Origin of the sequence: Enterococcus sp. DIV1375a (genome assembly GCF_051712205.1) — a bacterium.
Lineage (GTDB): Bacteria > Bacillota > Bacilli > Lactobacillales > Enterococcaceae > Enterococcus > Enterococcus faecalis.
This window is the reverse complement of the sequence record NZ_JBIOOM010000001.1, coordinates 2,643,656-2,665,805: the sequence shown is the minus strand read 5'-3', so window position 1 is coordinate 2,665,805 and position 22,150 is coordinate 2,643,656. Positions and strand designations below refer to the sequence as shown.

General features: G+C 40.2%; 21 protein-coding genes and 1 pseudogene. 16 read left to right on the top strand and 6 right to left on the bottom strand.

Going from position 1 to position 22,150, the window contains the following annotated elements; all coding sequences use genetic code 11:
• Window positions 1-95: 95 nt before the first annotated feature.
• The 16 genes and pseudogenes from IGJ63_RS12895 to folP all read left to right on the top strand — a co-directional run bounded on the left by IGJ63_RS12895 (window position 96) and on the right by folP (window position 16,079).
• Window positions 96-1,130, top strand: coding sequence for an FUSC family protein (locus IGJ63_RS12895; RefSeq protein WP_002354721.1), 1,035 nt, complete (start codon window positions 96-98; stop codon window positions 1,128-1,130).
• A 179-nt stretch (window positions 1,131-1,309) separates the two neighbouring features.
• The gene (locus IGJ63_RS12890; RefSeq protein ID WP_002354722.1) at window positions 1,310-2,230 is read left to right on the top strand and encodes a peptidase U32 family protein; all 921 of its coding nucleotides are present in this window, start codon (window positions 1,310-1,312) and stop codon (window positions 2,228-2,230) included.
• 27 nt (window positions 2,231-2,257) lie between these two features.
• A complete protein-coding gene (locus IGJ63_RS12885; RefSeq protein ID WP_002368523.1) occupies window positions 2,258-3,505 on the top strand; it encodes a peptidase U32 family protein in 1,248 nt (415 codons plus the stop codon).
• Between the two features lie 23 nt (window positions 3,506-3,528).
• Window positions 3,529-5,091 (top strand): PucR family transcriptional regulator, encoded by a 1,563-nt coding sequence (locus IGJ63_RS12880; protein WP_002354724.1) that lies wholly within the window; start codon window positions 3,529-3,531, stop codon window positions 5,089-5,091.
• Window positions 5,092-5,225: 134 nt separating this feature from the next.
• Complete coding sequence (locus IGJ63_RS12875; RefSeq protein WP_438746602.1) at window positions 5,226-6,506, top strand: cytosine permease; 1,281 nt, start codon at window positions 5,226-5,228, stop codon at window positions 6,504-6,506.
• A 19-nt stretch (window positions 6,507-6,525) separates the two neighbouring features.
• Window positions 6,526-7,633, top strand: a pseudogene (locus IGJ63_RS12870) (DUF917 domain-containing protein).
• On the top strand, window positions 7,634-9,187 hold the full coding sequence (locus IGJ63_RS12865) for a hydantoinase/oxoprolinase N-terminal domain-containing protein (RefSeq protein ID WP_002360919.1): 1,554 nt from the start codon (window positions 7,634-7,636) through the stop codon (window positions 9,185-9,187). It begins immediately after the preceding pseudogene.
• Between the two features lie 262 nt (window positions 9,188-9,449).
• Window positions 9,450-10,115 (top strand): hypothetical protein, encoded by a 666-nt coding sequence (locus IGJ63_RS12860; RefSeq protein WP_002354729.1) that lies wholly within the window; start codon window positions 9,450-9,452, stop codon window positions 10,113-10,115.
• Window positions 10,093-11,232 carry a helix-turn-helix domain-containing protein gene (locus IGJ63_RS12855; RefSeq protein WP_002365444.1) on the top strand — a complete coding sequence of 380 codons (1,140 nt, stop codon included), beginning with the start codon at window positions 10,093-10,095 and terminating at the stop codon, window positions 11,230-11,232. The genes IGJ63_RS12860 and IGJ63_RS12855 overlap by 23 nt, the downstream gene beginning before the upstream one ends.
• A 22-nt stretch (window positions 11,233-11,254) precedes the next feature.
• Complete coding sequence (locus IGJ63_RS12850) at window positions 11,255-11,653, top strand: hypothetical protein (protein ID WP_002358946.1); 399 nt, start codon at window positions 11,255-11,257, stop codon at window positions 11,651-11,653.
• Window positions 11,654-11,739: 86 nt separating this feature from the next.
• Window positions 11,740-13,089 (top strand): glutathione-disulfide reductase, encoded by a 1,350-nt coding sequence (gene gor, locus IGJ63_RS12845; RefSeq protein ID WP_438746600.1) that lies wholly within the window; start codon window positions 11,740-11,742, stop codon window positions 13,087-13,089.
• Between the two features lie 197 nt (window positions 13,090-13,286).
• A complete protein-coding gene (gene folB / locus IGJ63_RS12840; RefSeq protein WP_002354733.1) occupies window positions 13,287-13,649 on the top strand; it encodes a dihydroneopterin aldolase in 363 nt (120 codons plus the stop codon).
• Complete coding sequence (gene folK, locus IGJ63_RS12835) at window positions 13,650-14,135, top strand: 2-amino-4-hydroxy-6-hydroxymethyldihydropteridine diphosphokinase (protein WP_002354734.1); 486 nt, start codon at window positions 13,650-13,652, stop codon at window positions 14,133-14,135.
• Complete coding sequence (gene folE / locus IGJ63_RS12830; protein WP_002383148.1) at window positions 14,129-14,698, top strand: GTP cyclohydrolase I FolE; 570 nt, start codon at window positions 14,129-14,131, stop codon at window positions 14,696-14,698. The genes folK and folE overlap by 7 nt, the downstream gene beginning before the upstream one ends.
• 3 nt (window positions 14,699-14,701) lie before the next feature.
• On the top strand, window positions 14,702-15,295 hold the full coding sequence (locus tag IGJ63_RS12825) for a non-canonical purine NTP pyrophosphatase (RefSeq protein ID WP_002379022.1): 594 nt from the start codon (window positions 14,702-14,704) through the stop codon (window positions 15,293-15,295).
• The gene (gene folP, locus IGJ63_RS12820; RefSeq protein WP_010706955.1) at window positions 15,288-16,079 is read left to right on the top strand and encodes a dihydropteroate synthase; all 792 of its coding nucleotides are present in this window, start codon (window positions 15,288-15,290) and stop codon (window positions 16,077-16,079) included. Before IGJ63_RS12825 ends, folP begins: the two co-directional genes overlap by 8 nt.
• A 914-nt stretch (window positions 16,080-16,993) precedes the next feature.
• Here folP and IGJ63_RS12815 read toward each other — a convergent pair.
• The 6 genes from IGJ63_RS12815 to IGJ63_RS12790 all read right to left on the bottom strand — a co-directional run bounded on the left by IGJ63_RS12815 (window position 16,994) and on the right by IGJ63_RS12790 (window position 22,079).
• Complete coding sequence (locus tag IGJ63_RS12815; RefSeq protein WP_002370162.1) at window positions 16,994-17,359, bottom strand: type II toxin-antitoxin system PemK/MazF family toxin; 366 nt, start codon at window positions 17,357-17,359, stop codon at window positions 16,994-16,996.
• Window positions 17,349-17,594, bottom strand: a complete 246-nt coding sequence (gene mazE / locus IGJ63_RS12810; RefSeq protein ID WP_002385128.1) for a type II toxin-antitoxin system PemI/MazE family antitoxin — start codon at window positions 17,592-17,594, stop codon at window positions 17,349-17,351. The genes IGJ63_RS12815 and mazE overlap by 11 nt, the downstream gene beginning before the upstream one ends.
• A 305-nt stretch (window positions 17,595-17,899) precedes the next feature.
• The gene (locus tag IGJ63_RS12805) at window positions 17,900-18,886 is read right to left on the bottom strand and encodes a polyprenyl synthetase family protein (protein ID WP_002372605.1); all 987 of its coding nucleotides are present in this window, start codon (window positions 18,884-18,886) and stop codon (window positions 17,900-17,902) included.
• Window positions 18,887-18,923: 37 nt separating this feature from the next.
• The gene (locus IGJ63_RS12800) at window positions 18,924-19,481 is read right to left on the bottom strand and encodes a Gx transporter family protein (RefSeq protein WP_002354743.1); all 558 of its coding nucleotides are present in this window, start codon (window positions 19,479-19,481) and stop codon (window positions 18,924-18,926) included.
• An 11-nt stretch (window positions 19,482-19,492) separates the two neighbouring features.
• Window positions 19,493-19,915, bottom strand: coding sequence for a NusG domain II-containing protein (locus IGJ63_RS12795; RefSeq protein WP_002354745.1), 423 nt, complete (start codon window positions 19,913-19,915; stop codon window positions 19,493-19,495).
• A gap of 217 nt (window positions 19,916-20,132) precedes the next feature.
• Complete coding sequence (locus tag IGJ63_RS12790) at window positions 20,133-22,079, bottom strand: NAD(P)/FAD-dependent oxidoreductase (RefSeq protein WP_002354747.1); 1,947 nt, start codon at window positions 22,077-22,079, stop codon at window positions 20,133-20,135.
• Window positions 22,080-22,150: the final 71 nt, after the last annotated feature.

Below are 22,150 nucleotides of genomic sequence, written 5' to 3'. Positions count from 1 at the left end.
TTTATACCAGGCTTTTCTATTTTCCAGTGGCGATTTCTTTTTGAGAATTGCCAGATTGATTTTTCTGTGCTACGTTAATAAGGAGGGGTGATGGAATGGAACAATCTTTTTTTCGAGAATTACTACATTATCAGCGTCCAAAGGATAATCCTTTTCGACTAGTGTTTGCTGGCTTGGTTATGTTCAGCATTCTTTTTTTGGGCTATATCAATCATCAATTATTGATTTCAAGCTTTGGCTCGTTAGGTATTTTTACTTTTTTATATTATCAGCCGCTACCATTAAAACAGTTAATGACTCGTTTATCTGTGGTCGGTAGTTACCTTTTTTTAGGAAATTTGTTAGGCATGTTATCGACCCATATTGCATGGCTTATTCCCATTGTTGTTGCACTGGTCGGTTTTGGTGGCCGCTTTTTCTTTGAAGTCTACGATATTTCAAAACCAGGGGCCTTCTTTGGTGTGATGGTGACAGCGATGGGTGCCAGTACGAGTATTCCGTTAGCAAAAATTCCGTTCATGAGTGGCTGTATGTTATTAGGCATTGGCTTTTCTATTTTGTTTGCACTAGTGTTGCATTTTACAGAGAAGGAAATCAGTGCCCCGCTAGCTAAGCGATCATTACGGGAACGAATTTATCGGCATCCAGAAGCGCCATTAGATAGCATATATTATAGCTTTGTCTTATTTTTTGCTGTATATATCAGCGAAAGTTTACATTTACAGAATCCGTATTGGTTAGTCGTTTCCTGTGCATCCATTTTACAAGGAGACAATTTACGTGCGATTAAGCAGCGAAATATTCAGCGAATTTTTGGCACAACGATTGGATTGGTTATTTCCGCTTTTCTGCTTAATTTAGCTTTGACAACTTTTGAATCGATTGTCGTGATTACAATCTTATTTGTGACCGTTGAGTATTTTATTCGTCGTAATTATGGATTGGCGCAATTTTTCACAACGCCTATGGCTCTGATGCTTTCATTGCTCGTTCGTCAGCAGTACGTGATAACGTTGATTCAATTCCGCTTTTTGGGGATTGTTTTAGGCAGCTTGTTAGGCTTAGCGGCAGCGTGGTTATTCACCGTTGTAGTAACGTTTTATGAAAGAAAATACCACTTGAACGAGTGACCAAAGAACAGATGATCAGTAATTAAAAAAGAACATTTGGTAGGTAAGCGGACGGTGCTTCTCTACCAAAATTTTTTTCGGAAACATTGTGAAAAATGTACGTTTAATACAGATAGGCTCTTTTAAAGTTTGTGAACGTATGATACTATTAAACGGTCATAAAGAAGGAGGCTATATTTATGATTGAACTGATTGCAACTGCAGAATCTGTTGAGCAGGCTGTAGAATTACTCGCAACAGGTGTGGATACATTATATATTGGAGAAGAGACATTCGGGTTGCGTTTGCCCGTATCTTTTACACGAGATGAACAACGCGAGATTGTGAAACGTGCACATGAAATGGGCAAACAAGTGCTAGTTGCAGTAAATGGCATTATGCACCCTGAAAAAATGAAATTAGTTCCAGAGTATCTGACATTTTTAAAAGAAATCAACGTCGATAAAATTACTTTGGGTGATCCGGGGATTGTGTTTATTATGCAACGAGATGGATTAGAAATTCCTTACGTTTATGATGGCGAAACCTTGGTAACGAGCTCACGTCAAATCAATTTTTGGAGTAAACGAGGAGCCATCGGAGCTGTCCTAGCTCGGGAAGTACCTTTTGAAGAAATGGTCGCAATGGAAGAAAACTTAGCAGTTCCAGCTGAAATTCTTGTCTATGGGGCGACGTGTATTCATCAATCGAAACGCCCATTAATTCAAAATTACTACAATTACACAAAGAACGACAAAGGGGTTACGAAAGACGAAGGGCTGTTTATTTCTGAACCCAAAAAACCAGAAACCCACTATTCCATTTATGAAGATAGTCATGGTACGCATATTTTTGCCAATAACGATGTGAACTTGATGAATGAGTTAACAAACTTGTATGACCATCACTATCGTACCTGGAAGCTCGATGGCCTTTACACGCCAGGTGAAAATTTTGTCGCGATTGCTCGCTTATTTGCTGAAGCGAAAGCAGCACTTGAAGCGGGAACTTGGTCCGAAGATCAAGCAGCTCATGCAACAGCTGAAATTGAAAAATTACATCCAACAGGTCGTGGCTTAGACAATGGTTTCTTTGATTTAAGTGCCGATGCAATAAAATAAATTGATTCATTTAAGGGGAAGAAGAACATGAAAGTAATGACAGAACGAACATTGAAGCGTCCCGAGGTGTTGGCTCCAGCCGGGACGCTAGAAAAACTAAAAGTCGCAATTCGTTACGGTGCCGATGCCGTTTATATCGGAGGGAATGCCTACGGTCTGCGTAGCCGCGCAGGAAATTTCACGCCAGAAGAAATGGCGGAAGGCGTAGCCTTTGCCCGCGAACATAATGCGAAAGTTTATGTCGCTGCCAATATGGTCACTCATGAAGGAAACCAGGAAGGGGCAGGAGCGTTTTTCAGAGAATTGCGAGACATCGGAATTTCAGCTGTGATTGTTTCCGATCCAGCTTTAATCGAAATTTGTGCGACAGAAGCACCAGGTTTACCTATCCATTTATCGACACAAGCTTCAGCAACCAACTATGAAACATTAGAATTTTGGAAAAATGAAGGCTTAGAACGTGTGGTTTTAGCGCGCGAAGTTTCAATGGAGGAAGTTGCAGCGATTCGTGAAAATACGGACATTGAGATTGAAGCCTTTATTCATGGAGCAATGTGTATTTCATATTCAGGACGTTGTACTTTGTCCAATCATATGTCGATGCGGGATGCCAATCGTGGCGGTTGTTCTCAATCTTGTCGCTGGAAATATGAGTTATTTGATATGCCTTTTGGGACAGAACGTCGGAGCAAAACCAGTGAAGGGGAAGTTGAAGAAGAGTTTTCAATGAGTGCCGTAGATATGTCTATGATTGAACATATTCCAGAATTAATTGAAAATGGTGTCGATAGTTTTAAAATTGAAGGTCGCATGAAATCCATTCACTATGTTTCGACAGTCGCTAATGTGTATAAAAAAGCCGTCGATTCTTACATGGAAGACCCTGAAAACTATGTCTGCCAACAAGAGTGGATTGATGAATTATGGAAAGTAGCACAACGTGAATTAGCAACTGGTTTTTATTACAATACACCAAGTGAAAATGAACAATTATTCGGCGAACGTCGTAAAATTCCGCAATATAAATTTGTTGGTGAAGTGATTGCGTACAATGAAAAGACGCAAGTCGCAACGATTCGTCAACGGAACCTTTTCAGTGTCGGCGATGAAATTGAATTTTATGGTCCTGGGTTTACCCATTTCCACCAAACCGTTAAAGAGATGTATAATGAAGACGGTGAAGCGATCGATCGGGCACCTAATCCCATGATGTTATTAACAATGGAAGTGACGCAACCTGTTGCAGTCGGCGATATGATTCGTAAGAAAAAATAAACCAGCCAAAAGGAGGAGTAATTATGAGTGTCCGCGTGAATGATTTATTAAAATTACCGTCTTTGCGAGAAGCAACGGTACTTTCTGGTAAAAACCAATTGGACACATCTGTTGCTTCTCTTTCTTTTTTAGAAGTCTCTGATATGTCTTTGTTTTCGGAAAAACTTCACAAAACAAATGAATACCATGCTGGCGAAATTTTGATTGGTTCATTTTGTGCCATTCGTCATGATGTGGTGAAGCAATGCGAAACGATTCGGCATCTCCATGAATTAGGCGAAGTAGGCCTAATCTTGTACTACGTTGGGATTATCGTACCGAAAGTTGCAGAGGAAGTGATTCAATTAGCGGATTCTTTAGGTTTCATTTTAATCCAAATGCCTAAAAATGATCCCACATTACGCTACAACGAAGTCATTTATGAAGTCATGAAATTGTTAGTCAATAAAAATAAAATGGCTTCTTTTGCAACGGACCTCTTGGAAAAAGTTTCCCTTTTGCCTGAACAAAACCGCAGTGTGGAAATGACCTTGAAAATCCTATCCGATTTTTTAAAAGTCAATATTGCGTTAACCACATATACCAATGAAATCATCAGCACCATCAATTGGCCGCGAAGCACGAAATTGCCCTTAACCAAGTTACTTTATCAATCACAAGAGAAAGTAGCGCTGGGAGAAACGACCTACTTCATTACCTCGCAAAAACTTCCTCAGAAAGATGGACAAACATTGAAGCTTTACTTCATTCGAGAAGAAGAGCAGTTAACCTCTTTTGAGATGAATCAAGCGGTGGAAGTTGTTCAGATGGCTCTGAATTTATGGGGGAAAAACTATGACGAAGTCAGTGAGTATGCCTTAGTCCAAGCAATCATTAACGATGAAAGTGATAAGATGTACCAATTAGCCAAAAAATTAATGATTGATATTTCTTCTGTCGAAACGATGTGGCTTTTGCCCATTTGGCAACAAGGACAAGAAATCCACGCTATTCAGCAAGATTTGAAAGATTTCCTACGTTACTATTACCAAACAACGATTGTCCAGCAAACAGAAAATTATCTGATTGTTCTCTTAGGTAATTATTTACACAAACAGCCTGAAGCCACGATTAGTAAAGAATACTTGCAAGCCACAGACTATCAGGACTATTTAGGTGAAATCATCCTTTGTCCGAAAGTTCGTAACACGACTGAAGTGCGTGTCAGCTACCAAACCGCTAATCAAGTCGCACCGTTTTTAAAGCGTGTCTATCCACAAAGAAAAGTGTTATCAATCGCGGAAATTCGTACAGTTCAACAAATGATGACGTGTCTCCAAGCAGGAGAAGAAGCAATCCAACAACGCTTAGCAGTTATCCAACCTCTCTTAAAAGAATCAGAGCAGTTAATGACATTAGGAACGTTTTTACTAGATGCAAGTAGTGATTTTAAAGAATGCGGCGAACGCCTATTTGTTCATAAAAATACGGTCAAATATCGTATCAGTAAAATTAATGAAGCGCTCGGCTATGATATGACTAACGCCGCCGAAGCCTATGAAGTCTATTTGGCGATGATCTTATATCGCTTGGTCACGAATGAATGAAAAAAGCAGACAATCGGCAGTAGCCGATTTGTCTGCTTTTTTATTTTAAGCCAAAACTTCCTCGATATTTTTTTCAATTTGAAAAAGACCTATGACTGATTTTTCGTTATAATTGAAAAAATAATTAAGGAGGAATGAGAATGAAATTAAAAAACAAGCAACAACAATCGTGGCTTAGCTTAGCATTTGTTTGGGCGGGCGCAATGATTAGCGTGCCAGGATTAATTATTGGAGGAACGTTAGTTGCAGGCATGCCTTTATGGGAAGCTTTGTTAACAGGATTTATTGGTTACGGTATTATTGTTATTTTAATGATTTTACAAGGAATTCAAAGTTCCGACTTACAAGAACCTTCTGTCAAAGTCGCTTCTCAAGTGTTTGGCATTCAAGGTTCGCAAAAGATTATTTCCATTATTCTAGCGATTGCTTGCTTAGGTTGGTTTGGTTTGCAAGCCAATGTCAGCGGCGGCGCCTTCACGAACTTTTTAAAAATTTACGGCATTGATTTACCTGTGTCGCTTTCTTCCTTAATCTGGGGAATTATCATGCTTATTTCGGCTCTTTATGGCATAAAAATATTGAAAATTCTGAATTATTTTGCGGTTCCTGTGTTAGTTCTGGTTTGTCTTTATGGCTTGGTGGCTTCGTTAAGAAACAACGGTTGGGAAGCTGTTAGTCAATATACACCTCAAACAGCAGGAAGCTTTATGTCAGGTCTTTCAATGACTGTCGGTTCTTTTGCATTAGGCGCAGTAATTGCTGGAGATTACTCTCAATATGTTTCTTCTCGTAAAGATGTGGTTAAAGCGGCCACATTAGGGATTTTACCGACAGGCTTGTTGATGATTGGCGTTGGTGCGGTCTTGACCATTGCTTCGAACACCGCAGATATCGATATCACGGAAGTTTTTATGAATCTCGGTTTTCCAGTTTTAGGAATTATTGCGCTAATTTTAGCAACTTGGACCACGAATGCCGTGAATGCTTTTTCTGGCGGACTGGCCTTGATTAATGTCTTTGATATTCCAAAAGAAAAAGAAAAAGTCGCTGTCGGTGCGGCCGGCGCCATTGGGACCTTATTAGCAGTTGTGGGGATCTTAAATTACTTTACGCCGATTATGTCTGTCCTTTCTGCGATGGTTCCACCAGTGGCTGGTGTAATGATTGCTGCCTATTGGTTGATTAACAAAGGCGATCGAACCAAATGGCAGCCAACGCCTGGCGTGAATAAATTTGGTGTTTTTTCATGGCTAATTGGTGCTGCAGTGGGGGGCATTCCGGTGATTATGAGTTTCTTTCCCAATGCCCCTCAATTGCCTAACCAACCGCTAATTGGCATTGTTTTATCGTTTGTTATTTATTATTTCGGTGCAAAACGTCAACAGACGAACACCGAATCATTAGAAATGGAATGAAGAAGAGGAGTGTCGGAGAATGCGTTATTTAGATGCAGAAGCAATTGAGAATATAGCCACAGGAGCAGCTTTTTTAGGGACAGGAGGTGGCGGTGATCCCTACATTGGTAAAATGATGGCTTTGTCCGCCATCGAAGAAAACGGACCTGTCAAACTGGTTTCTCCAGAAGAAATTGCCGCGGAGGATTTTTTCCTACCCGCCGCAATGATGGGTGCCCCATCTGTCGCAATTGAAAAATTTCCCAAAGGCGACGAATTCGTCCGTGTCTTTGAGAAGTTAGGAAAATATTTAGACCAAGAAACGATTGCGGGGACCTTTCCAATGGAAGCTGGGGGCGTCAATTCAATGATTCCAATTGTTGTTGCAGCGAAGCTAGGCATTCCCTTGGTGGATTGTGATGGTATGGGTCGGGCCTTTCCAGAATTGCCTATGGTAACGTTCCATTTGAATGGGATGTCAGCGACCCCTATGGCAATTACTGATGAAAAAGGAAATATTGGCATTATGGAAACGATTGATAATACTTGGACAGAACGTCTTGCTCGTGTTCAAACGGTTGAAATGGGCGCCAGTGCTTTAGTGAGCATTTATCCCGCGACAGGCAAACAATTACAAGACTATGGTATTCACAACATCGTGACATTATCAGAAGAAATTGGCAAAGTGATTCGAGGTACCTATGCAGATGAACAAGAAAAACGCCAAGCATTAGTAGAAGTTACGGATGGCTTTGAATTGTTCCAAGGAAAAATTCTAGATGTGGAACGAGAAGTAAAAGGTGGCTTCAATTTGGGACGTGTCAAATTGAGTGGCTTAAACAGTGATGCTGGTTCAGAAGCAGTCGTCCATTTTCAAAATGAAAATTTAATTGCCGAGAAAGATGGTCAGGTGATTGCGATGACGCCTGATTTGATTTGTATGGTAGATTTAGAAACTTTAACGCCTGTGACAACAGAAAGCTTGAAATACGGCAAATGTGTCCAAGTAATGGGCTTGAAAGCGAATGCCGCTTGGCGAACGAAAAAAGGTATCGAAACAGTGGGTCCTCGGTATTTCGGCTACGAAATTCGGCTACGAAATGGATTATCAACCACTAGAAAACTTAGTAGCGAAGGAGGACAAATAAATGTATAAAATCGGTATCGATGTCGGCGGCACAAATACAGATGCTGTTATTTTAGATCATCAATTAAACTTGATTCATTCAGTGAAAGTTCCAACAACCGATGATATTCAAACAGGGATTGCCGGTGCCTTAAATAAAGTCTTGGCAGAATCAGCAGTGGACCCAACCAAAGTCACACATGCAATGTTGGGCACGACCCAATGTACGAATGCCATTGTTGAGCGAAAAAAATTAGCAAAAGTTGGGGTCCTTCGTTTGGGCTATCCAGCAACCGCTTCGGTCTTGCCTTACACAGCTTGGCCCAAGGATTTAGTGGCTACTCTTTCAGAAACGTATGCTTTAGCACATGGCGGCTACGAATATGATGGACAACCATTGACTGCACTGGACGAAGAAGAATTACGTGGGATTTTGGCGTCTTGGCGAGGAGAAGTAGAGGCAATCGCAGTAATTGGCGTTTTTTCTTCTTTAAAAAATGACCAAGAATTGTTTGTTCAAGCGCTTGCGAAGGAAGTGTTAGGGGCAGATGTTCCTGTATCTTGCTCCTCAATGATTGGGTCTGTCGGTTTAATTGAACGGGAAAATGCGACAATTTTGAATGCTGCGTTGCACAAAGTAATTAAAGTGACCAGCGAAGGCTTTGAACAAGCCTTAGAACAAGAAAAAATTCATCATGCCCAAGTGTACTTATGTCAAAATGATGGTACGTTAATGTCGTTAACGTATGCCAAACAGTTTCCTATTTTAACCATTGCTTGTGGACCAACCAATAGTATTCGTGGCGCTTCATACTTAGCTGGCTTGAAAGATGCGGTTGTTTTAGATGTTGGTGGCACAACGTCCGACATTGGCGTGTTAGTGGATGGCTTTCCAAGAGAATCTTCACTGGCCGTTGATGTTGGCGGGGTACGGACCAATTTTAGAATGCCAGATATCGTGTCAATTGGTGTCGGCGGTGGCAGTCTAGTGCGTGAACAACCAGATGGTTCTGTGACAGTTGGCCCCGACAGTGTCGGCTACCGTATTACACAAGAGGCCCTTGTTTTTGGCGGCACACAATTAACGACCACTGATATTGCGGTTCGCTTAGGCCATGCCCAAGTTGGTGATCCTAGCAAAGTGGCTCATTTAGACCAAGCGTTTGCGGAAAAAGTGTACCAAAAAATTGGCGAATTGGTCAGTGAAGCGATTGATCGCATGAAGACCAGTTCCGCAGACGTGACGGTCGTTTTAGTTGGTGGTGGGAGTATTATCATCCCCGAAGAATTGACAGGCGTTAAAGCGCTAATTCGCAACGAAAACGGAGCAGTGGCGAATGCCATCGGTGCCTCTATCGCTCAGATTAGCGGACAATACGAACAAATTTATGTTTATTCAAAAATCCAACGAGACGCGGCGTTGACTGATGCCCAAGAAAAAGCCGTCCAACAAGCTGAACTTGCGGGTGCAGTCCCTGGCACAATCGAGTTAGTCGAGGTGGAAGAAACACCACTCGCATATCATCCAGAAAATGCAACCCGCTTACGAGTAAAAGTGGTTGGGAATATGTATTGAGGACCAGTGCAAAGCAAAAGTTATAAGAAGAGTTATTTGAAATATGAGGTCGGGCTAGGGCTGTCGATTGAAGTTTTATCCTGAAGAGTACAGAAGAAGCTATATCTGTCTCGCCGTTTATTTTAAAATTCAGAGTTAGGAAGGTAAGTCGAAATGACTTACCTTCCTAAGTTCATTTTTTTGTGTTGACATATTTTTTTAGAAAAGGCAAAATGTTAACATGGTATGTTGTTGGGGTGTTATGAAAAAAGGAGAGAAAATAATGAGTATTTTAAAAGAACATTTAAAAAGAAATTGTGATGCACGAATGGTTGGTGTTTTATCGTTAAGCATAAGAGAAGCATATCGCTACTTAATGGAGCTAACAGAAAGAGAATCTATTTTTCAACGAGCAGAAATGAAAAAAGTTTGGGGACACGTTCGGCATGGATTGGTTGATGTTGGTTTAAAACAAGTGTTAACTTCATCAGCAATCCCACATGAAATAGCTGACAAAGCTAGTAGTCGATATGTCAATGGTCATACGTACTTAATGATTGAAACCAAAGGCGCAATTTTAACGCCAGCGAAAGTTTTATCAGAAGCTTCAGTTCCTAAAAAGGCATTATTTAGAAATCGTGGGAGCTTATTAAATAAGCAGTATAATTTATTTGACAAACCAGAAGATTTAAATGAGTATTATGATGCCAATCAACCGCCATTCTTATTACTAACTTATGGCGGATCGAATCATCAATTACGTTTTGTTCGATTAGGGTTACCAGATATTGGAGTTGGTCGTTGGATTGACCAAATTGATATTACGCAGGCACCAGTTCTTTTAAAAAATCCAGAGGAAGTTCGTAAGGACCTACATTTGACTTTTACGTCAACCGCTGACGAACTGATAAGGAGAGGACTAGAAAATGAACGAGAGGTTGATTTTTAATCCAAAGCAATTAACTTCGGCTCGCATTGCACGAGGATTAACAATGAAAGAATTAGCCGAAAAAGCAGAGCTATCTAGGCAAATGATTTCGAATTACGAATCGGGAAAAACAATTCCTAAAGCAGATAGCATATTAAAACTAATTTCTGTTTTACAATTTCCCCGTAGTTTCTTTTCAGCAGATACATTTGAATTGTATTCAGGCGCAACTTTTTTTAGAAGCCGAAGTGCGGCAACGAAGAAAGTAAGAGATATGCAAAAAGAGCGGTTAAAATATGTGCAAGAAGTGTATAAAGTATTAGCAACATATGTGAACTTTCCCAAAGTTTGTTTACCAGAATTAATTGAAAAGAGTATTTATGAAATCACAGAAGAAGAAATTGTGAAAAAGGCTGAGGAATTACGGAAAATTTGGGGCTTAGACTTGATTTCGCCAGTCCCTAATCTCATTCAGTTGGCTGAACAAAATGGTGTGATTATTTCAGAAGCCAACATGTCCAATCCAACACTAGATGCGGTCTCGCGTTGGATGATTGGTCGGCCGTTTATTATGCTCACAGATAATCATGAATCTGCTGTCCGTCGTCGTTTTAACGTGGCGCATGAACTAGGACATATTTTATTACACAACGGTGTTGAAAGTATTCATGAGTATTCGCAAACAGAATTAAAGAACATTATTGAGTATCAAGCAAATCTATTTGCTGCGCATTTTCTCCTTCCTTCAGCGGCTTTTTCTGATTCGCTCTTGTCTATTTCGTTAGAATACTATATTGATTTGAAAAAGTATTGGAAAGTTTCTCTTCAATCAATGATTCAAAAAACATACACATTAGCGTTAATTAATGATGATCAACGTCTCTATTTAAATAAAAGAATTGCTAAAAATAAATGGAAAACGAAAGAGCCTTACGATGAACAACTGACTATCGAACAGCCAGAAGTTTTCCAAAAAGTTTACCACATGATTTTAGAGCACCAAGTCATTCCTGCAAGTCAACTAAATCAAGCTTTTAAATTACCTAAAGAAGAAATAGAAAAGATATTAGGAACAGCTATTCAAACGGAGCAGGACAAAACAGAAATTGTTCTTGAATTATTACGTTCTAACAAGTAATCAAAAAGAAGGAGGAATAACTATGGCTAAATTATTCGCCTACCAAATTGGTCAAAACCCTCGTATTCAAACGGACCTTTTGGTAGATCCTCAGCTGTTTGAAGATGAGCATGGCTGTATGGGTGCAGTGGGCTTCGGGTTAGCAGATTGTGTTCAAACCGGAATGTTTACAGATATTGAAGTGATAAAACGGTATCTTCACGAAGCAACCTACGTTTTTATTAATGGTGACTTTGACCGACTAAGTTATTTAGAAATTGGGATTGCACTTTCCTTAGGCAAAACACTTTACGTCATTACAATGAACCCAAACGTAACGAAAGAAGATTTAGGAATTCCCTTCGACAATGCTACGATTGAATTCCTTTCCCCCAGTGCTTTTACGGAACGAATCCATGAAACAGAAGCAGCAGAAAACTAAACAAAAGTAAGTAATACGACTGTCTTTTTTTGCTATTTTTTGCGATAATAAGGGAGAAAGTTCAAATTGAAAGGGAGCCAGAATAAATGAAAACCTATGATTATATTGTTATTGGTGGCGGTAGTGGCGGGATTGCTTCTGCTAACCGCGCAGGAATGCACGGAGCTAACGTCCTTTTAATTGAGGGCAACGAAATTGGTGGGACCTGTGTCAACGTTGGTTGTGTGCCTAAAAAAGTCATGTGGCAAGCCAGCAGCATGATGGAAATGATGGAAAGAGATACAGCAGGCTACGGGTTTGATGTTGAAATCAAAAATTTTAGCTTTAAACAATTAGTTGAAAATCGTGAAAAATATATTGACTTCTTACATGGTGCGTATAATCGTGGTTTAGACAGTAACAACATTGAACGTATCCATGGTTACGCTACGTTTACTGGGGAGCAAACAATTGAAGTCAATGGGACAGAATATACGGCGCCGCACATTTTAATCGCGACAGGTGGTCGTCCGAAAAAACTAGGTATTCCAGGAGAAGAATATGCCTTAGATTCAAACGGCTTCTTTGCGTTAGAAGAAATGCCAAAACGTGTGGTCTTTGTCGGTGCGGGTTACATCGCAGCCGAATTAGCAGGAACCTTACATGGCTTAGGCGCAGAAACATATTGGGCCTTCCGTCATGAACGACCATTACGAAGCTTTGATGACATGCTTTCTGAAAAAGTCGTAGAACGCTATCAAGAAATGGGCATGCAAATTCATCCGAATGCAACACCAGCTAAAATTGAAAAAACGGCGCAGAATGAGTACGTTATTACATTTGAAAATGGTGAATCAATCACGACAGATGCCGTGATTTTCGGGACAGGCCGTCAGCCGAACACGGATCAATTAGGCTTAGAAAATACGAAAGTAGCCCTTGATGAAAAAGGCTACGTCAAAGTAGATAAATTCCAAAATACCACGCAAAATGGCATCTACGCAGTCGGCGATGTCATTGGTAAAATCGACTTAACGCCAGTCGCGATTGCCGCTGGTCGGCGCCTGTCTGAACGCTTATTTAACGGACAAACCGATTTATATCTGGATTATAACTTGGTGCCAACGGTGGTCTTTACCCATCCACCAGTTGCGACAATTGGCTTGACGGAAAAAGCAGCGCTTGAAGAATATGGTGAAGACCAAGTGAAAATCTATCGCTCTAGCTTTACACCAATGTATTTTGCTTTAGGAGAATACCGTCAAAAATGCGACATGAAATTAATCTGTGTCGGCAAAGAAGAAAAAATTGTCGGTTTGCATGGCATCGGCATCGGTGTTGACGAAATGCTACAAGGCTTTGCAGTCGCTATTAAAATGGGCGCGACCAAAGCTGATTTTGATAATACTGTTGCGATTCATCCAACAGGCTCAGAAGAATTTGTAACAATGCGATAAAAGGCGAATAAACCCCAAAAAAGAGCGTTGCATCAGCAACGCTCTTTTTTGAATACACGAGTTATACTATTTGATTCGTAAAAAGTAATTTTTTATATCATACCAATAACCACTTTTCCATCTTTTAACTACTGACTTTTCCAAGAAATATGCTATGATTAAAAAAATCAGCAAAACAGAGGGTAGGGAGTTAGAGGATGGATAAAATTAGAATCAACAACTTGAAATTTTTCACAAAAAATGGTGTTTTGGCAGAAGAAAAACGTCTAGGACAGCAAGTAGAAATCGACCTTGAAATGCAGTTGTCGTTAGCTGAGGCAGGGCGAACAGATGATGTCACTCAAACTGTCAATTATGCCGAAGTGAATGAATTGATTGCCCAACGAGTAAACAATCACTCGTACGATTTAATCGAAGGTTTAGCGAGTGCTATTTTAGATGATATTTCCGCAGATTATCAAGAACAATTGAACAAAATTATCATTAAAATTAGAAAATATAGTGTGCCGATGCCCGGGCTTTTTGACAATATTGAAATTGAAATGGAGCGAGAAGTATAGATGATTGGCTATGTAGCATTAGGTAGTAACGTCGGCGATCCATACGCAAATTTAGTGAAAGCCCGCAATTATTTAAACGAAGACCCGCAGATTCAGGTCGTGGCTTCTTCAAAACTTTATGAAACGGATCCTTACGGCTATACAGACCAAGATGATTTTTTGAACGCCGTATTGAAGATTGATACTAGCTATACCGCTGAAGAGTTATTGGCTGTTACCCAAGGGATTGAGCAAGCAATGAAACGTAAAAAATTAATTCACTGGGGTCCGCGGATTATTGATATTGATATTTTATTATTAGGGGGGCAGTCAGTCACGTTGCCCCACTTACAAGTTCCTCATCAAGAATTAACAAAACGGTCATTTGTTTTGATTCCCTTAAGTGATGTTTACGCAGAGGAACAACTATTGGGCGCGCCAATAGCTACGTGGATTCAGCGCAGTGGCAATCAAGAAGAAGTGCGAGTAAGCGAAAAGGAATGGTAGAGATGGAGCAGGAAAAACAAGCGCAAATTGAGCAGGCAGTTACCACAATCTTAGAAGCAGTGGGGGAAGATACTCAACGGGCAGGACTCATTGATACACCCAAACGCGTAGCTAAAATGTATGCAGAAGTTTTTAGTGGATTAACCGAACCTGAATTTGACGATTATAAATTATTTGATAGCTTAAATGAAGGCGAAATGGTTCTAGTAAAAGATATTGCCTTTTATTCAATGTGTGAACACCATTTATTGCCATTTTATGGAAAAGTACATGTCGCTTATCTGCCAGAAGGTGGCAAAGTATTGGGACTAAGCAAGTTACCAAGATTAGTAGAACATTGTGCCAAACGTCCCACAGTTCAAGAAGATTTAACAGTGACAATTGCCCGCAAACTCCAAGAAAATATTCCCGTCAAAGGCATTGCAGTAGCCATTGAAGCGGAACATATGTGTATGACGATGCGCGGCGTGAAAACACCACAAAGTAGCACCAAAACATTTCAATTTACCGGACTATTTAAAGAACAAGAGTGGAAAAATCAATTTTTAATGGAGATACGTTAGAAAATGGAAATCATTGTTGGCACGAATAACCAAGGTAAGTTAAAAGAAATGCAATCAGGACTTAAGGACCCCGCTATTCGACTTGTCTCTTATCGAAAGTATACAACCAGTCAAGAACAACCTGCAGAAACTGGCACTACGTATGCTGAAAATGCTTATCTAAAAGCTCGCTTTTTCCAACAATTAATTGGCCGCCCAGTGTTAGGTGATGATGGCGGCTTAACGTTAACTGCTTTTCCTGATTTATTAGGTATTCATACAAGCCGCTTTTTCCATTCAGCCAATCCGGAAGAACAGAACCGCGAACTGTTGCACTTATTTGAAGGGCAACAGTCGACCCGAGAGTTAACCTTATCAGCCACGTTGGTCTATGTACTCAATGACGACAAACTGTTGCAAACGGAAGCCACTTTGACTGGTGAATTAGTTGAACCGCGCGGTACAGGCGGTTATGGCTTTGATCCGATTATTTATTTACCAGACCGAGGCAAAACCTTAGCGGAGTTGTCCACGAGTGAACGAATGAAGATAAGTCCTAGAATACGGGCTTTACGAAAGATGATTCAGCAGATAAAGGAGCAATGTGACAATGATTGATTTAAAAAAGAATTACCAAATTATGGGAATTGTCAACACGACTCCCGACTCTTTTTCTGATGGCGGTAGCTACACAACGGTCGACGTGGCCTATCAACATGCGCTTCATCTACTAGAAGCGGGGGCCGATATTTTAGACATTGGCGGCCAATCCACACGTCCTGGCTACGAAGAAGTTTCTCCACAAGTTGAGGCAGAACGAGTATTACCATTAATAAAAAAAATACGTGAGACTTCTCTAGCGCCGATTTCTGTGGACACCTACTATCCCGAAGTAGCGGAAGCTGCGATCCAAGCTGGCGCCACAATGATTAATGACATCAAAGGATTAGACACTCCGGGGATGGCAGAAGTCCTCGCACAATATCCTGAAATCCAAGTTGTGATTATGCATTCTAGAAAACGCCAATCTCTTTCTTTAAAAGAAGAGTTACACCAATTTTATACAGAAAAAATTGAACAATGCCAAAAATATGGGCTTTCCTTAGAAAAAATTTGTTTCGATCCAGGGATTGGCTTTCATAAAACTGTCGCAGAAAACCTTCAACTGTTAAAAGATCCTAACGCCTTTCGCTACCAAGATTATCCGTTACTATACGGCGTTTCTCGCAAACGAACCATTGGCGCTTTAACGAACGAACCAGAACCAGCCAACCGTGATTTTGGCTCAGCCGCTGCTTCCTTGTATGCAGCACAACAAGGCGTAGAAATTTTACGTGTTCATAATGTCCAAGGCTTAAAACAAACATTTGATGTCTGGCGAGCATTGTCGGAGAAGGAGTAAAGGCGGAGCAATAGACTAAACAGACCGACCATCAAAAAAGATGGTCGGTCTGTTTAGTCTAAAAAATTTTAGTTGGCTGAATCGTTTTATCCCAGTAAACGGTGCGCGATTTTTATTACAAAAGAAAGCGGCTGTTGAATAATCAGGAAAGTAAGCGTATTCTAGGAAGGTACAAATGTGTTATACTACACAAGTAGGAAGTTTATGACGGTGGCAATTTCTCAAAAAAAGGGGGACTGCCAATGTTTTTGCTTGTTTGCTCTTTCCCTAGAAAGGAATAGTAGTGACTGTCTTTGAAGCATTGATGCTTGCGATTGCTTTCGCAACATTAATTGTCAAAATCAGTAATAAAAACGACAAAAAATAAACCCGTCATAACTTTTAGCGAAGATTGACGGGTTTATTAACCAATAAATTAAAGCTACCGTCTTAAACGGTCTACCCGAGAGCGTATGTCTAGTACGCTCTCTTCGTGTTTATTATAGCAAGTTGAAACGGAAAAGTCGAATAGTAAATAAAAAAGAAAGCGTATTCTAGGAAGGTACAAATGTGTTATACTACACAAGTAGGAAGTTTATGACGGTGGCAATTTCTCAAAAAAGGGGGACTGCCAATGTTTTTGCTTGTTCGCTTTTTCCCTAGAAAGGAATAGCAGTGACTGTCTTTGAAGCATTGATGCTTGCGATTGCTTTCGCAACATTAATTGTCAAAATCAGTAATAAAAACGACAAAAAATAAACCCGTCATAACTTTTAGCGAAGATTGACGGGTTTATTTATCCACAATTAAAGCTACCGTCTTAAACGGTCTACCCGAGAGCGTATGTCTAGTACGCTCTCTTCGTGTTTATTATAGCAAGTTGAAACGGAAAAGTCGAATAGTAAATCATATATGCGTGTTCAGTTGAAGCCGAATTAAACAGCAAAAGAAAAGTTTTGTAAAAACTTTTGAGCAATTTCGTAAAATGTTTCTTCGTCTAACGTATCTACATATTTTATTCTGCGTTGTGCCTGTTCTGTATAGTCGAGTGAATAGACTTGGAGCGTATTCACTTTACTTACTGCATTATCGGAGGTATGAAGTTTTTCGCTATAAATAGGGACAAGAAAAGGACGTTCCTTATCCAACGAGGTTATTGGACAGACAATAACTAAATTTGTTGAAATATTGTAACTGTCTTTGCTCATTACGAGAGCAGGTCGTCGTTTTCTGATTTCATAACCTTTAGAAGGCGCAAAGTCGATAATAACAATATCTCTTTGAGTTGGTTTATAGCCCATCAACTTCTCCTCCGCTAGGTGAATAATCAATCGCTAATTCAGGAAGATAAAACTCTCCTTCAGCAGTATTTTCAAAAAAATCTTCTACTTTTGGAATCAATGCGATGGAGCCATTATTTTTGCGAAGAATAACAAATTCTTCCCCTTCTTTAACTCCTAAAGTAGCAGGAATTGTTATAACTAATGAGTTTCCTTGTTTTCTTGTTTTTGTTGATGTCATAGCTAACACCTCCATTTTTTAATTAGTATAACATGTATTCACTAGGTAATACAAATTAGAGATGGAATGAAGCATCAAAAGTAGTTAAGTTGTATAAGTAACAACATTAATTGTCAAAATCAGTAATAAAAACGACAAAAAATAAACCCGTCATAATCTTTAGCAAGGATTGACGGGTTTATTTCCGTATCAAAATCAAGCTACCGTCTTAAACGGTCTACCCGAGAGCGTATGTCTAGTACGCTCTCTTCGTGTTTATTATACCAAGATATCACCTAAAAAGCTAGCCGCTAAATCCTCAATAGGATCCAGCGGCTTTTTTAATTTTCTCTTGTCAAAATCGTTTGTGTAATTTCATACAATTGTTCTTTCGCTTGGGCCTTTGTTTCAGGAAGTTTGCTGATTTCTTTCAGCGCTTTTTCTGTGTAATGAGTGGCTAATTCTTGGGCCTTTTCTACGCCACCTAGTTCATGGACAAGACGATAAATTTCCTGTGTTTCTTCATCGGTCAAGGCTTCTTTTTTCATTAAAAGTGGCAACAAGACTTCACGATTGGCTTCAAGTGCATAAATCAAGGGCAAAGAATACACGCCTTGACGTACGTCTTCTAAGACGGGTTTGCCGATAGCGTCAGCAGTTTGTGTATAGTCCAAAATATCATCAATAATTTGAAAAGCCAGTCCGATATTTTCGCCGATTTCACCACAACGTTTGGCAAAACGTTGGGAGGTGCCACTTTCATAGGCACCGACAAAACAACTTAGCGCAAACAATTCCGCTGTTTTCCCGGAAATATTTTTTAAATATTGGTCAATCGTTACCTCGAAATTATAGCGATTGTCCATTTGACCAAGCTCACCAGTCAGGACTTTTTCCATACTGCGCGAATTTAATTGAATGCTTTTTAATGAAGAAGAATAATCAGATAAGAGCTTGAAACAGCAAACAAAAAGATAATCGCCTGTATACACGGCTGTGCTATTTCCAAAGCGCGAACGCAATGTTGGCAAGCCACGACGCGTATCAGCTTCATCGACAATATCGTCGTGAACTAACGTGGCGGTATGCAGTAATTCAATGGAAGCCGCTAACGCTGTCGCCTTTTTAGGGTCCCGCTGTTCACCAAAATAAGAGAACAACAGTTGGTAGGCTGGACGTAGCAATTTGCCGCCAGAATGAATCATGTCATGGACAGCAGCTTGAATCTCTTGATTATCGATTTGAACCGCTTGTTCCATCAAGCGAAGAGTAGTTGTTAATTCTTTTGATAACGTAGGATAGGTATTCCACATAGGATGTATATTCATAAGATGACTCCTTTAATTGTGGCGGACAGGTTTTCAATTAGAAAAATTGACTCCACTTATGTTTCGTTGTTTGTTCATAATTCAGTTGGAATTTTCGTAACGTCTGGACATGTTGTAGTAAATAATTAGCGGCAATCCCAATGGCAATCCCCGAGAGTAACCCAAACAGAGATAAAAATGGTAAGTACAGCATCGGCGCCCACGAATGAGCAAAGAAAGAGGTCGTTAGCAACTGACCAACGTTGTGTAAGAAACCACCAACGGCACTAATCCCGATAATGCTGACCCGTTTTGGCCCCAGCTGCTTGACAAGCAACATGCCGAAATAACTTAATAAGGCACCACTGGCACTATAGAAAAAGGTCGAAAGTGTGCCGCCCAGTAATGTCGTTAAAATCAAACGTAAACAGACCAGGAAAAAACTATCACGCTTACGCATGGTGAAAATCGCAATAATGGTAATTAAATTTGCTAGACCGAGCTTTGCCCCAGGAGCAAATGCGAAAGGGTAAGGAATCATATTTTCGATTAAGCCAATAATGACCCCTTGGGCAACGAGCATAGCAATATAAATATTCTTGTGTAATTTGCTCATAGTTGTCGTGCTTAATAAATTAAGCTACCGTCTTCACTCCCATCAGAAGCTTCCACGGTGATAAACAAATTGTGGGGTAGACAGGCAATCGGGGTTTCACCAGGTTTGGAAATCCAGCCTCGTCGAACATCCACTAAGTCAGCACAGTTGGCTTCCTTCACGCGGATACGATCACCATCTACTTCAATCAGGTTGTAATCACCGTCTTTTGCTTCGTATTTATATGTATAATGCGGGCCGTCTTTTTTTAAGTCAAAGACTTTGATTACTTTGTTGTCTACTTTCAAGACTGCTTGATACGTAGCCGCTTCTTGACCACGGTTTTGCATGGCAAAAACAACAAGGGGCAGAAAAGAACCAAGAACTAAAATAGCAATAATAATAACGTCCCATGTTTTCAAGCGACTTTTCTTAATGAATTCTTTGATCGTCATTTTCTTCTCTCTCCTTTGGTGTTTTTTTCTTGTCTATCATAACACAGTGAACGGAAAAGAAGTATTCTTTTCCAGTTGAGCCACCATATTATATAAAAGAAAATATGTGGGACAAAAGTCATGCTTGACTGCTGTCCCACATACTAAATCCTATGATAGTCAGCTGGAGACATGTGTCTCAGCTTTTGCTCGTAGTTGTCAATCGATTATCGATTGCTTACTTACCGCCGTATCTAGCTTTCGGGGTACCATACCACGCTTTACCAAGTTTGCGTTGAATCCATGGAATTACCCAGCGGTCTAAACCGACAGCACGGCCTGAACCGTTCATCAAAGCAAAAGCGACAAAGATAAACCAGATATTTACCCAATAGAACATGCCAGATAAACAGAAGGCAATTGTTAAACCAATTGTAGCAGCACTTGATAACCAAGTGAATAAACCAGCAATCAATGCTAAAGCAATACATACTTCAACGATTGTCATGAATTTTTGCATGAACAAAGCAACTTCTTGGTTTGGCATCATAAATTTCATTACGCTTTCGAACCATTTAGGCATGTGATCAAACACTTGCATTGGTGTTTCGCCGTAAGCGTAGCTTAAACCAAAGTGCGCTGCTTGTGTTGCCGCATCGGCACCACCGCTTGCCGCCGCATCCGCCGCACCACTTGCAGCAGTTGTTGCTGTTTCAGTTGCTTGAGAAGCACCTGTTGTTACTTGTTCTTGTAACCAAGGGAATGGGAAAACGACTTTATCTGTGAACCAAGAACCATCACCAAACCAAGTGCTTGGTTTCAAGTAATCGCCGTTGCCGACAATTTTCTTCATTGATTCGACTAACCAAACCATACCATAGAAGACACGTAGCGGAACACTCCACAAGACATTGCCGTAACGAGACGTATGTCCGCGAGCAACAGAACGATCATCTTTAATATGGAAGATTTCGTGCATAATGTATTGGAACATGTAGTAACCAGAACGAATATCAAAGAAGTATTTCAAGTTAACGATATGTTTCATAATGATGGCTAAGAAACCACTCAAATGAATTTTATCGAATAAGTTGGCAACGCCCCATTTCGCGCCGATGGAAACCATGAATCCTTGGTAGTTTCCTTTAAAGGCGTGTTTTTCGCCGCCTTTAATATCTGCAACGATGTTGGCAGCCGCAGTATGACCTGTTTGTTCAGCTGCTTGAACGATTTGAGGAGTTGGTGTATTTGGTGTTTCTTCGTAATAAACCAAGTCACCAATGATATAAATGTTTTTGTCTTCGTAACCTTTTGCTTGCATGTATTCATTCGCAACTAAACGACTACCACGGGCTGCTTCTAAACCAAAGTCAGCGGCATCAGAAGTTGCTTTCACACCAGCTGTCCAGATTAACGTATGCGTTGGTACTTCAGAACCATCTTTTAATTTAATGTGATCTGCTGCAACTTCAACGATTGGTGAGTTCAATAATAATTGAACATTTTTCTTTTCTAGATAACGTTCTGCTTTGGCAGCATCGTTACGAGATAACATGTTTAAGATGGTTGGCATTGCTTCAACAACCATTAATGTAATTTCGTCTGGATCAATTTTGGCATCTTTCGCTAAACGATCTTTCCAGTCGATTAATTCGCCGACCATTTCGATCCCAGTAAAACCAGAACCACAGACAACGAATGTTAACATTGCTTTGCGTACTTCAGCATCTGGTTCGATGGCTGCTTTAGCAACGGTTGCTTCAATGTGATGACGAATTTTCACTGCATCATCAAATGACCATAAGGTGAAACCATTTTCTTTCACGCCTGGTGTTCCAAAGTCGTTTGGTTCGCCACCCATACCCAGAATTAACTGGTCAAATGGATAAGAACCTGCTAAAGTTTTCACAACTTTGTTTTCTTTGTCGATCCCAGTAACAGTATCTGTTACCAATTTTACGTTTTTCTTGCGTGAGAACAAACGTTGTAAGTCGTATTGAATTGCTTCTGGTTCAACACGTCCGCCTGCTACTTCATGCAATTCGGTCATCATAGTGTGGTAAGAATGGCGATCAATCAATGTGATTGTTACGTCCGTATCTTTTTTAAATTTCTTTGCTAGAAATTTAGTAGCTGAAACGCCAGCATACCCAGCACCTACAACGACAATATTTTGCTTTGTCATTGACAATCCGCTCCTTAATATTGTAAGTAGTAAAATAGTGATAATGATTAATAAGTACACAATCGACTAAC

Coding starts and splice junctions, on each gene's coding strand:
- IGJ63_RS12895 (WP_002354721.1), top strand. CDS start 96: ATGGAACAATCTTTTTTTCGAGAATTACTACATTATCAGCGTCCAAAG.
- IGJ63_RS12890 (WP_002354722.1), top strand. CDS start 1,310: ATGATTGAACTGATTGCAACTGCAGAATCTGTTGAGCAGGCTGTAGAA.
- IGJ63_RS12885 (WP_002368523.1), top strand. CDS start 2,258: ATGAAAGTAATGACAGAACGAACATTGAAGCGTCCCGAGGTGTTGGCT.
- IGJ63_RS12880 (WP_002354724.1), top strand. CDS start 3,529: ATGAGTGTCCGCGTGAATGATTTATTAAAATTACCGTCTTTGCGAGAA.
- IGJ63_RS12875 (WP_438746602.1), top strand. CDS start 5,226: ATGAGAATGAAATTAAAAAACAAGCAACAACAATCGTGGCTTAGCTTA.
- IGJ63_RS12865 (WP_002360919.1), top strand. CDS start 7,634: ATGTATAAAATCGGTATCGATGTCGGCGGCACAAATACAGATGCTGTT.
- IGJ63_RS12860 (WP_002354729.1), top strand. CDS start 9,450: ATGAGTATTTTAAAAGAACATTTAAAAAGAAATTGTGATGCACGAATG.
- IGJ63_RS12855 (WP_002365444.1), top strand. CDS start 10,093: ATGAACGAGAGGTTGATTTTTAATCCAAAGCAATTAACTTCGGCTCGC.
- IGJ63_RS12850 (WP_002358946.1), top strand. CDS start 11,255: ATGGCTAAATTATTCGCCTACCAAATTGGTCAAAACCCTCGTATTCAA.
- gor (WP_438746600.1), top strand. CDS start 11,740: ATGAAAACCTATGATTATATTGTTATTGGTGGCGGTAGTGGCGGGATT.
- folB (WP_002354733.1), top strand. CDS start 13,287: ATGGATAAAATTAGAATCAACAACTTGAAATTTTTCACAAAAAATGGT.
- folK (WP_002354734.1), top strand. CDS start 13,650: ATGATTGGCTATGTAGCATTAGGTAGTAACGTCGGCGATCCATACGCA.
- folE (WP_002383148.1), top strand. CDS start 14,129: ATGGTAGAGATGGAGCAGGAAAAACAAGCGCAAATTGAGCAGGCAGTT.
- IGJ63_RS12825 (WP_002379022.1), top strand. CDS start 14,702: ATGGAAATCATTGTTGGCACGAATAACCAAGGTAAGTTAAAAGAAATG.
- folP (WP_010706955.1), top strand. CDS start 15,288: ATGATTGATTTAAAAAAGAATTACCAAATTATGGGAATTGTCAACACG.
- IGJ63_RS12815 (WP_002370162.1), bottom strand. CDS start 17,359: ATGGGCTATAAACCAACTCAAAGAGATATTGTTATTATCGACTTTGCG.
- mazE (WP_002385128.1), bottom strand. CDS start 17,594: ATGGAGGTGTTAGCTATGACATCAACAAAAACAAGAAAACAAGGAAAC.
- IGJ63_RS12805 (WP_002372605.1), bottom strand. CDS start 18,886: ATGAATATACATCCTATGTGGAATACCTATCCTACGTTATCAAAAGAA.
- IGJ63_RS12800 (WP_002354743.1), bottom strand. CDS start 19,481: ATGAGCAAATTACACAAGAATATTTATATTGCTATGCTCGTTGCCCAA.
- IGJ63_RS12795 (WP_002354745.1), bottom strand. CDS start 19,915: ATGACGATCAAAGAATTCATTAAGAAAAGTCGCTTGAAAACATGGGAC.
- IGJ63_RS12790 (WP_002354747.1), bottom strand. CDS start 22,079: ATGACAAAGCAAAATATTGTCGTTGTAGGTGCTGGGTATGCTGGCGTT.